The 10,000-nt window shown below is 43.4% G+C and carries 8 protein-coding genes and 1 pseudogene (1 of these 9 cut by a window edge); 4 read left to right on the top strand and 5 right to left on the bottom strand.

The genetic code is table 11. From position 1 onward, the window contains the following. Window positions 1-282, bottom strand: partial view of an AGE family epimerase/isomerase gene (locus BQ7344_RS11340; RefSeq protein ID WP_072522632.1) — the 5' end (the start) only. The gene continues 966 nt to the left of window position 1, outside the view; 282 of the gene's 1,248 nt are visible here — the first part of the coding sequence; it begins with the start codon at window positions 280-282; its stop codon lies off the left edge, out of view. Window positions 283-383: 101 nt separating this feature from the next. On the opposite strand from BQ7344_RS11340, the gene BQ7344_RS11335 reads away from it, so the two are divergent. Beyond that, complete coding sequence (locus BQ7344_RS11335) at window positions 384-1,757, top strand: MATE family efflux transporter (protein ID WP_072522631.1); 1,374 nt, start codon at window positions 384-386, stop codon at window positions 1,755-1,757. Here BQ7344_RS11335 and BQ7344_RS11330 read toward each other — a convergent pair. Genes BQ7344_RS11330 through BQ7344_RS11320 form a run of 3 tightly spaced genes read right to left on the bottom strand, consistent with a single transcriptional unit; the run spans window position 1,754 to window position 7,086 of the window. Next, a complete protein-coding gene (locus BQ7344_RS11330; RefSeq protein ID WP_072522630.1) occupies window positions 1,754-2,740 on the bottom strand; it encodes a DUF3878 family protein in 987 nt (328 codons plus the stop codon). The two genes, BQ7344_RS11335 and BQ7344_RS11330, sit on opposite strands and share 4 nt — an antisense overlap. Window positions 2,741-2,747: 7 nt before the next feature. Further along, a complete protein-coding gene (locus tag BQ7344_RS11325) occupies window positions 2,748-5,936 on the bottom strand; it encodes an AAA family ATPase (protein WP_072522629.1) in 3,189 nt (1,062 codons plus the stop codon). 1 nt (window position 5,937) lies between these two features. Continuing rightward, a complete protein-coding gene (locus BQ7344_RS11320) occupies window positions 5,938-7,086 on the bottom strand; it encodes an exonuclease SbcCD subunit D (protein ID WP_072523421.1) in 1,149 nt (382 codons plus the stop codon). Between the two features lie 131 nt (window positions 7,087-7,217). On the opposite strand from BQ7344_RS11320, the gene BQ7344_RS16205 reads away from it, so the two are divergent. Then, window positions 7,218-7,394: a hypothetical protein gene (locus BQ7344_RS16205; protein ID WP_159431375.1), complete on the top strand. Its 177-nt coding sequence runs from the start codon at window positions 7,218-7,220 to the stop codon at window positions 7,392-7,394. Between the two features lie 32 nt (window positions 7,395-7,426). Here the strand turns inward: BQ7344_RS16205 and BQ7344_RS16660 are convergent, their stop codons facing one another. After that, window positions 7,427-7,552, bottom strand: a complete 126-nt coding sequence (locus BQ7344_RS16660) for a hypothetical protein (RefSeq protein ID WP_255367493.1) — start codon at window positions 7,550-7,552, stop codon at window positions 7,427-7,429. A gap of 364 nt (window positions 7,553-7,916) precedes the next feature. On the opposite strand from BQ7344_RS16660, the gene BQ7344_RS11315 reads away from it, so the two are divergent. Both BQ7344_RS11315 and BQ7344_RS16200 read left to right on the top strand, forming a co-directional pair. Then, window positions 7,917-8,918 (top strand): response regulator transcription factor, encoded by a 1,002-nt coding sequence (locus tag BQ7344_RS11315; RefSeq protein ID WP_072522628.1) that lies wholly within the window; start codon window positions 7,917-7,919, stop codon window positions 8,916-8,918. 113 nt (window positions 8,919-9,031) lie between these two features. Next, a pseudogene (locus BQ7344_RS16200) lies at window positions 9,032-10,000 on the top strand (hypothetical protein); the annotation flags it as partial.

Below are 10,000 nucleotides of genomic sequence, written 5' to 3'. Positions count from 1 at the left end.
TTCTTTATCTTTCGCTGCACCACACAGCCCTTTTACCGCAGCATCGATCAGTTCCTCACTGCCTTCATGCCCCAGATATTTTCCGATCGTATAAACATGAGGCATCCTGCATGTCTCGAATGTGTCTCTGTTATATGACTTCCATGGAGTCCCGTCATCCCCGAGATAATAACAGGTTCCGTCCGGTGCCGGAAACTGATGTCCGAAATTCAGCAGATTTTCAGACATCTCCTTCAGAAACAACTTGTTTTCTTTTGTGTCAATCAGATATTTTTGTTTCATATTTCGCACTCACACTTTCTTTATTTTTATGTTATACTGAGTTCTATGATATCTACGAATGATTTCGTACTACATTGTTATAGAAGAAAGAGGTCGTTATTTTGAATCCATCTAACTCATCAAACGCGGACAATCCCCTGGGAATTGCGCCAGTCGGCAGTCTTCTTGCCAAATTTGCGATACCTGCGATCATCAGTATGCTGGTTAATGCACTTTATAATATCGTCGACCAGATTTTTATCGGCCAGGGTGTCGGAATGCTCGGAAACGCTGCGACAAACATCGCATTTCCGGTCACAACGATTTCAACTGCTGCCGCACTGCTCCTCGGTATCGGCGGCGCATCCAACTACAATCTCGAAATGGGCGCCGGCAAAGAGCACAAAGCAAGCGAAATTGCCGGAAGTGCACTGACAACGCTTGTCATCACCGGTGTATCGGTTGCCGCGATCATTTTGCTTTTTTTGCATCCGCTGCTCGTTTTCTTCGGAGCGACAGACACAGTTATGCCTTATGCCACAGACTATGTAAGCATCATCGCCATCGGTCTTCCGTTTTTTACTTTGTCCGTCGGTGGAAACCACCTTATCCGTGCCGACCGCAGTCCTACGTATTCCATGATGTGTACCCTGACCGGTGCAATTATCAATACGATTCTTGACCCATTATTTATTTTTGGTTTTAAATGGGGAATCAAAGGCGGTGCATGGGCAACCGTGATCGGGCAGGTTGTATCTGCAATCCTTGTCGTGATCTATTTTACAAAATTCCGTAAGATGTACCTTGACCGCAGCATGCTGAAGCCAAAGATTAAACACCTGCGTGCAATCACTTCGCTCGGACTTGCCTCCGGCATCAATCAGATTGCCATTGCGGCTGTACAGATTGTTATGAATAACATTCTCCGCTATTACGGTGCCGCTTCTGTCTATGGAAGTGACATTCCGATTGCCTGTGTCGGCATTGTTTCAAAAGTAAATATGGTATTCCTCGCAATCTGCATCGGAATCTCGCAGGGCGCACAGCCTATCTGGGGATTTAATTACGGAGCCAGAAAATATGACCGCGTACGTCAGACATACCGCTATTCTGCGACTGCCTGCACGATCATTGCCACGATTTTTTTCCTTTGCTTCCAGCTTTTTCCACACCAGATCGTCGGAATGTTCGGTGGCGGAAGTGATCTGTATTTTAAATTCGCCGAAAAATATCTGCGGATTTTTATGCTCCTGACATTTGCCAACGGAATTCAGCCAATGTCTGCAGGATTTTTTACTTCTATAGGAAAGGCCACTCTCGGTATCATCATGTCATTAACAAGACAGGTAATCTTCCTGCTGCCACTCGTTGTAATCTTTCCGATGTTTATGGGAATCGACGGAGTGATGTATGCCGGTCCGATTGCTGATACCGCGGCTTTTATACTTGCAGTCGTTTTTGCCAGAAAAGAGCTCGGTAAAATGAAAAACGCTTAACAGATATATTCTTCTATCTCTGTTATTCGATTTCCCCGGCGTTCTTTCCATATCATAAGATACAATTTATAATCCAGGGAGTCACGCGCGATCGTGAAAGGTTCTTCACGTAAAATATCTGCGCGGATTCCCTGTTTTTTTAATTCTTCCTGTCGTCGTTCTACTCTTGCAAACACTTCCCGATAACCTTTTTCTAAAGCCTCTCCCGGAAATCGCCTTTTATATTCTTTCGTTGCATCCTGAAGTTTGTGTGTCAGGCGATCCACAACCGCAGCATGTTTTGTTTTGTGAAGCATGGCTGCGATTTTTTTTGCCCGGAATTTTGTCGGACGTTTCCGATATGTCTCCAGCATTTTTTCAAAATAAACATCTCTGCACTCCACAGCAAGTTTCTTCATATAGATAATGGCTTTTTCCGACGGGATCCAGGGATTTTCCCGTGGCACGATATACTTCTCCGGGACAGCCGGATAACAGCAGTAATTTAACGGAGGAAATTCCACAAGCACTGACAGTTCTTTTTCCTCTTCAGTGCAGTACTCTTCTCCAAGATAATCACGCTTGTCCCGCAAAATTGCCAGACGGTATTCCAACTGCCGGAGATACTCATATTTCTTCACCCAGAAATGACCGGTATATGCATATTCATATAGATGAACCTCCAGATCAAGGTCTTCAAAAAACAATGTCAGCACCGTAGCCCCCTGTCTGACGACCAGTACATACCCATCCGCCTGCCGGTTCATCGATGCCTGCAGTTGTCCCTGATATTCACTGTGATATTCCCCCGTCATTCTGGCATTTCGAAAAACAAGAAAGCTTTCTACTGCATCGTTCATCAGATATACAAGTTTTATATCTGTACCATGCGTCTTTTCTTCTGATATCTGCCTTCGTTCTGCCTGCATATCTTCCGGAAAAATCAGCTCAAACTGATCCTGTTCCAGCAATTGTGCCAGCTTTTTCAATGTTTTTTCTGTCATTTTTCTCCTAACTGATCTGCCATTTCACATGGCTTCCGTTTTCATCTTTTGTGACGATCATCTGATCTTCTATCTCCTGTTTCAGTTCCGATACATGGGAAATAATTCCGATCAGCCTTGAACCTTCCGCCATTTCCTGAAGTACACGAACCGCCTGATTTCTGGAATGTTCATCAAGTGAACCAAAGCCCTCATCGATAAACATCATATCAAGATTGATTGCCGCCGAACTCTGCTTGATCTGATCTGCCATGCCAAGCGCAAGTGACAATGCCGCCATAAAGGATTCTCCGCCGGAAAGTGTACGTACTTCACGCTCTTTTCCTGTCACCGTGGAATACACCATCAGATCAAGACCTCTGTTTTTGCCCTCACCGGCTTTTTTGAGATCATACATCCGCAGTTCAAACTGTCCCGCCGACATTTCCTGAAAGCGTCGGTTTGCCGCATAAAGAATCCTCTCCAGATAATATCTCTGCACAAAAGTTTCCAGATCCATACGTGAACCACTGACATTTCCGGAGGTCATGCGGTACAGCGTATCTATTCTGGCATGCTCCTTTATGACTTCCTGGCGCTTCTCCATCCGCGCAGATAATGCAGTCAAAATCTCCCGATTGTCTTTGTAATCAGATTTTAACTGGCTATATCTTTTTTCTGCACTCTGATAAGCAGTTTCTGCTGCTTCCTTTTCTGCTTTTATCTTGTCAAGATCCGGTTTCTGCGCTTCGCCAATCGTCTCACTTGCTGCTTTTTTCTGCGCAATCGCTGCTGCTTTCGCTTCTCTGTACGCATTGACTGTATCTGTCAGTTTCTTTTCATCGTCCCTGCTGTTTTCTTTCGCAAGCTGTTTCCACGCTTCCTCAGTCATCTGTTTCTCCTGCATGAAGTCCATATATGCAGCTTTTTTCACTGCAAAATTCTCCTCCTGCGCAGGTATTTCTTTCTGATATTTTGCAATCAATGTCTCTGCATTTTGTTTCGCAGATGATGCTGCATCGAGTGCATCTGCTGCTCTTTTGTAGATTTTTTCTGATGCCTGCTTTGCAGTTTCTGCTTTTTCCAATGTATCAGAAGCATCTTTTTCTGATGCAAACTCACAGGATGTGCGGAAACTGTTTAACTGTGCCGTATCTTCTGTAAGTTTTCTGGCAGCTTCTGTCTGAGTTGCCCGGCAAAGCTCGAGATTTTCTTTCAATATTTTACGCTGTTCATCTGCTCCCTGAAGAAGCTCGCGGATTTTTCGAAGTTTCTCTGCATCTTTTTTCAGTGTTTTCAGTGAAATATCTATAGAGTTTTTCCAGATTTTAAGTGCTTCATTCATTTCGGACAATCCGGCATCTTTCTGAATCTCCGAAATACTCTTTTGCATGCGGTTACGAAGTCTGCCAACCGCCTCCACAAAAGTCTCTTTTCTTGTCTCATACTCTGTCTTTGCCGCATGGGATTCATTGGCCGCCTGCTCCTGTTTTACACGGAAGTTTTCCACATCTTGTGCCATTGTCTGGAGATTTTCGGGTGAGATATCCACATGATCCACCGCTCCTGCGAACGGATGTGGATGATCTGTCGAACCACAGACCGGACAGGGAAATCCCGGTTTCAGATCAGCCGCAAGCATTCCTGCCTGCTCATTCAGAAACATCTGCCGCATATTCTCATAGCTGTCTTTAAGTTTCTGATATTCCTTACTGATTTCTGCATAAATATCCAGTTTTTTCTTTGCTTTTGCAAGGCTTTCTCCTGCCTGCTTCCGGATAACTGCCACCGCGTCCAGCTCCTGACAGAGACTTTCTGCTTCCTGACTTCTGGCTTCCCACTGCGCCTGTATTTTATCTGTTTCCGTCAGCTTTTCGCTCTGTTTTTTCCATTCAGTTTCCTGTTTTTCATGATTTTCAAGCGCTGATTCTGCTTCTGCAAAATCCTTTTCTGCGTTCTCTGCCGCATTCTTATCTGCTGTAATTTCTTTTTCTTTCTGCCCAATCGCATTCAGGATTTCACGAGATTTTCGCACTTTCTCGCTGATTGTACTGTATCTTTCTATTTCCTGATTATACTTTTGGCGCTCCATTTTTTCTGTCATTTCTGCCACTTTCAGCGTTTCCAGAATCTCCGGTATTTTTTCTTCCCATTCTTTCAAAGCCCGGACGCTGTCTGTCCATGTCGTTTCTGCTTCATGATACTGGTTGTATTTTTCTGCAATTTCATAAACCGCACGGATCTGCGCTGCCAGCTCTTTTGCACGGATCATTTCCGGTTCCTGTGCCTCATATCTTCGCAGATCTTCCTGCGCCTTTTCAAGCTGGGCGAACCATTTCAGAAGTTCTTCTGCTTTTGCAAGCTCCTCTCCCTTACCTGTTCGGGCACATTCCGACTCCTGATATGCCCTCTCTGCGTTCTCAAGTTCCTTCTTCATCCAGTCACAGAGTGCTTCTAATCTGTTCATAAAATCAGCAAGTCCTGCCATCTGTCCTTCTTCAATCTGTCTCTTCGACTGCTGCATTTCTTTTTGAAATTCATATGTTTCAGATATACGGATCCGGACAGCTTCCGTCTGACATTGCGTCTTTAAAATCGCAATTTCTTTATCTTTTTCCCGCTTACGATTCCCCAGTTCCGTCACAATATCCTGATACATTTCTGTATTAAAAAGCTTCCGGAAAATGACCTTTTTGTCATCGGATTTCGCACGCAGAAGATCCATAAATTCCCCCTGCGCAATCATCGCAACCTGCATAAACTGACTCTTTGTAAGGCCCACAATTTCCTGCAGTTTACTGTCCGCTTCTTTGGACGGATACTCCATTCCGTCCGGCATGATAAGGCTGACAGAACCTGTTATTTCGCGCTGCCCGCCCTTACCGGCTCCTCTTGTAATTGGCTTTAAATGACGCGGAACGCGACGTACTGTATAGATTTCACTGTCTGCGTTATTACCCTCCGAAAAGGTAAGCTCCACGAAAGGTTCTTTTGCAAAATCGACATACTGACTTTGCAAAACCACACCCTCTTTTTTGTTTGCAGAGGAACTTGCTTCACCATACAGCGCAAACACGATCGCATCAAAAATCGTTGTTTTTCCTGCTCCAGTATCGCCTGTAATAAGGAAAAGATTCTGATTTACTTTTTCAAAATCGATCAGGGTTTCCTCACCATAAGACCCAAATGCCTGCATTTTCAGTTTCAAAGGTTTCATGTTATTTCACCCCCTGAACAGTATGAAGTACATCCTGCAGAATCAACTTTTCTTCGTCATCGATCTCCTTCAGGAAAGAGCAGCACAGTTCGTACGGATCCAGTAATTCTTCTTCCTGAATATTTCTGCTGTAATCTGCTTTGCGCTGATTTTCTCTGCGGATTTCAAGAAGATTCGGAAATGCCAGGCGGATTCTCTCCTGCATATCGATCACATCAAGATCAACTTTATCCGTCAGAATAACTGTCACATAATCCCCACAGGCTTCCCGTAATACTTCTTCCAGTGTCCCTTTTATAACTCTCACCTGATGCAGCGGTGTCAATGGAAGAGGCGTCATTTTTGTGCTTCCTTTTTCTTCCATTTCGACCATGACTACACCTTTTTGCTGCTGTGCCTCGCTTACGGAACAGGCAAGCGGTGTACCACAATAACGGTAAAATTCACTCCCGACTTTCATTGGTTTGTGGATGTGTCCGAGTGCTGCATAATCAAAATTTCCCAGCACATCCGCAGATACCTCATCAATATTTCCGACGGTGCGCATCTCAGAATCCATACGTTCAATGTCTTCTGCCTTTTTACCTATCGGGAGATAAAACTGATGACTGACCAGCACATTTCTCTTGTTCTGATTGATGGTTTCACGATCGATAAGCCGATGCAATGTCTCATTATAAGAAAGATTATTTCCGTTTTTATCCGTACCTGTGATCTGTTTTACCATGGATGGTTTCACAAACGGAAGGAGGTAAAAATTCACCTCTCCGTACGCATCATTCAGTGTTACTTTTTCGATATATTCTGACTCTGTACGCGGCGGCTGTCCCACCATATAGATGTTCTGCCCGGAAAGGACTTTGCGGAAACAGTTGACTCTCGGAGCACTGTCGTGGTTCCCGCTGATCATCATAATAACCGCATCCGGCACTGCTTCGGTGAGTCCGACCAAAAAACGGTCAAAAACCTCCACCGCCTCCGCTGACGGAACTGCCTTATCGTAAATGTCACCCGCAATTACCACCGCATCCGGCCGTTCCCTGCGCGCCAGTTCTGTAATTTCATCCAATATATATTCCTGATCTTCCCGAAGATCCCGGTTCATCAGTTTCAATCCTATATGCAGATCCGATAAATGAAAAATTTTCATAGACAGCTCCTTTTCAGTCAGTCTTTTTGCCTCTGCGTATATCATAACATTTCGATTGTTTGACTGCATCTTTTTCTTTTAAATTTATTATAGTATAATATTGGAAAATAGGATAAAATTTATAAAGGAGTGTGATAGATAGCGTGTCCAATATAAAAGACCAGGTTCTTAATAATGTCGAACAGATTGTGCCTGATCCTGATGAACAGACAGCTATGGATGCCTATAAAAATGGTAATCCTGATTATCAGCCATCTGTTTCTCAGGAAGATTTGCTCAAAGAATTAAACTTAAAGCACAGCCTTTGAATAAAATTTCATTGGTTGTGCTTTAATGCAAACTATTTTTTCTTTCTGATTTGTTTTTTTGCCTCTTTTTCAAGATTATAAACTCCTGTAATATTGTTCTGAGTTTTCCCCTTCATTGCACCACGAAGAGTGGTTGTTGCAATTTCTGCAACAACCACTTTCTCATCTAATTTTCCTTCTGTAAAAATGCATCCTGTACAATAACCTCTTTTACAATATTAGTCATTATTTTAGCTGCAATATCTATTTTTAACTGTAAACTTTTCTTTGTCCTCACAAAATTGTATAATAGAAGCAAGCATTTATTATTTCAGGCGGTTTTATTTATGAAACACAAAAAACTCCCGGTATTTTCAGCCGGAGCAAGGTACAGCACCAACTGCATATTATCTTTTTTATATCTCGCAGGAACGGACAGTCTGCCATGGAGTGATTTCATAAAGGAAAAATGTGCTTATGGACAGAAATATGGAAAGGAGTTGATCTTATGTCGAATATAGAAGCTGTTGGAGGTACACGATCATGAGTGAGTATACCATCCTGCCGCTGATCAATGCATCATTTCAGCCGGGTGAGGCGAAAAGGACGGTAGCCGGTTTTGAAGACAGGGATTTTCAGAAAATTGCACGTGCTGAATATTATTATTTTACCGGGCAGGCGGAGAAATGCAGCCATATAGCAGAACGTTACCTGATGAGCCATAATATAAAGCTTAAGATGTCTTCCTGCCTGTTATATGTATATTCGAATCTGACACTTGGCAGAGCCGTGGCATCCAGAAAAGGGATACGGGAGATTCGGGAATGTCTTGAAAAAGAAATGAAATATTCTTCGTCTGCGGAGGATAAAGCAATTAGTGTATTTGCAGGATATATGTCTTCCGTACTTTTGCATCTTCCGGTAGATGAACTTCCGGATGTAGAATTTTATGCAGCAGCACTGCCTCCTGGAATTAAGATGTTTTCTGCCTATGTGATAGCTCATATGGCGTATTTGAAAGGGGAGTACGGTAGAGCGCTTGGAATTTGTGAGGCAGCATTCATGTTCAGGGACGGCACCTATCCGATTAGTATGATTTATCTGTATTGCATGATGGCAATGTGCCAGATGAATCTGAAACATCAGCAGAAAGCAAAAGACGCATTGATGCTGGCATGGAATATGGCGAAAGAAGACGAATTCCTGGAACCCTTTATTGAACATCATGGTTTGCTGCAGGGACTTCTGGAGTCATGTATCCGTAAGGAAGATTCAAAACTATATAACAAATTATCGGATAAGGTTATCAGTTTTAGCAGAGGATGGATGGCAATCCACAATCCAATGTCAGAGAATTTCGTAACAGATGCATTATCCACGGTGGAATTCTCGATTGCCATGCTGGCAAGCCGTGACTGGAATAACCAGGAAATTGCAGATTATCTGGGATTTTCACCCAATACGGTTAAAACTTATCTGAGCAGGATTTATGTGAAGCTGAATATAAAAAAGAGGGATGAACTGAAAAAGTATATGCTGAAATAGCAAAATATACTTTTTCGAGGTGAAACGGAGATTATATAGAAGCAGTCAACATGATAAAATCTTCATATACAGAAATTACCAACAAAATTCGATGTTTATTGGGAGGAAACTATATGAAAAAAGGATTTTTGAGCGTCCTGCTTACGCTGGGCATGGTGCTAATGATGCTGCCAACAACGGCATATGCTGGGAAGGCCCTTTGCGAAACTTGTGGTAAATGGGTAGGTACAACCAGTACTTATGAATATAAAGATGGTGGATATCATTGGGAACACGTTTCTTGCTCAGAATGTGGTACTAATATATCGAATCCATGCAAGAAACATAATTGGAGTGGAACGGCAACTTGCACAAGCGGACAGACTTGCACAGTTTGCGGTGGGACATCCAATCCCAATCCACTTGGACATGCTTACGAAAGCACCGTGACGACACAACCCACCTGCACTACAGACGGTGTCCGCACTTATGTCTGCAAGAATGACAGCAGCCACACCTACACCGAGACAATTCCTGCTGCAGGTCATAATCTTGAAAAGGTAGAAAAGAAAGATGCCGGCTGCACAAAAGATGGATACGAAGCCTACTGGAAGTGTAACACCTGCAAAAAGCTTTTCTCAGACGCAGCAGGAACCGCGGAAATCAGCAATCCGACAGCGATTAAAGCAACTGGCCATAATCTTGAAAAGGTAGAAAAGAAAGATGCCGGCTGCACAAAAGATGGATACGAAGCCTACTGGAGATGCCAGACCTGCAAAAAGCTTTTCTCAGACGCAGCCGGAACTGCGGAAATCAGCAATCCGACAGCGATTAAAGCAACTGGCCATAATCTTGAAAAGGTAGAAAAGAAAGATGCCGGCTGCATAGAAGATGGACACGAAACATATTGGAAGTGTAACACCTGCAAAAAGCTTTTCTCAGACGCAGCCGGAACCGCGGAAATCAGCAATCCGACAGCAATTAAAGCAACCGGTCATAATCTTGAAAAGGTAGAAAAGAAAGACGCCGGCTGCACTGAAGATGGATATGAAGCCTACTGGAAATGCCAGACCTGCAAAAAGCTTTTCTCAGACGCAGCAGGA

Origin of the sequence: Blautia sp. Marseille-P3087 (assembly GCF_900120195.1) — a bacterium.
In the GTDB taxonomy this organism is placed as follows: Bacteria; Bacillota; Clostridia; order Lachnospirales; family Lachnospiraceae; genus Blautia_A.
This window is presented reverse-complemented; position numbering and strand designations above follow the sequence as displayed.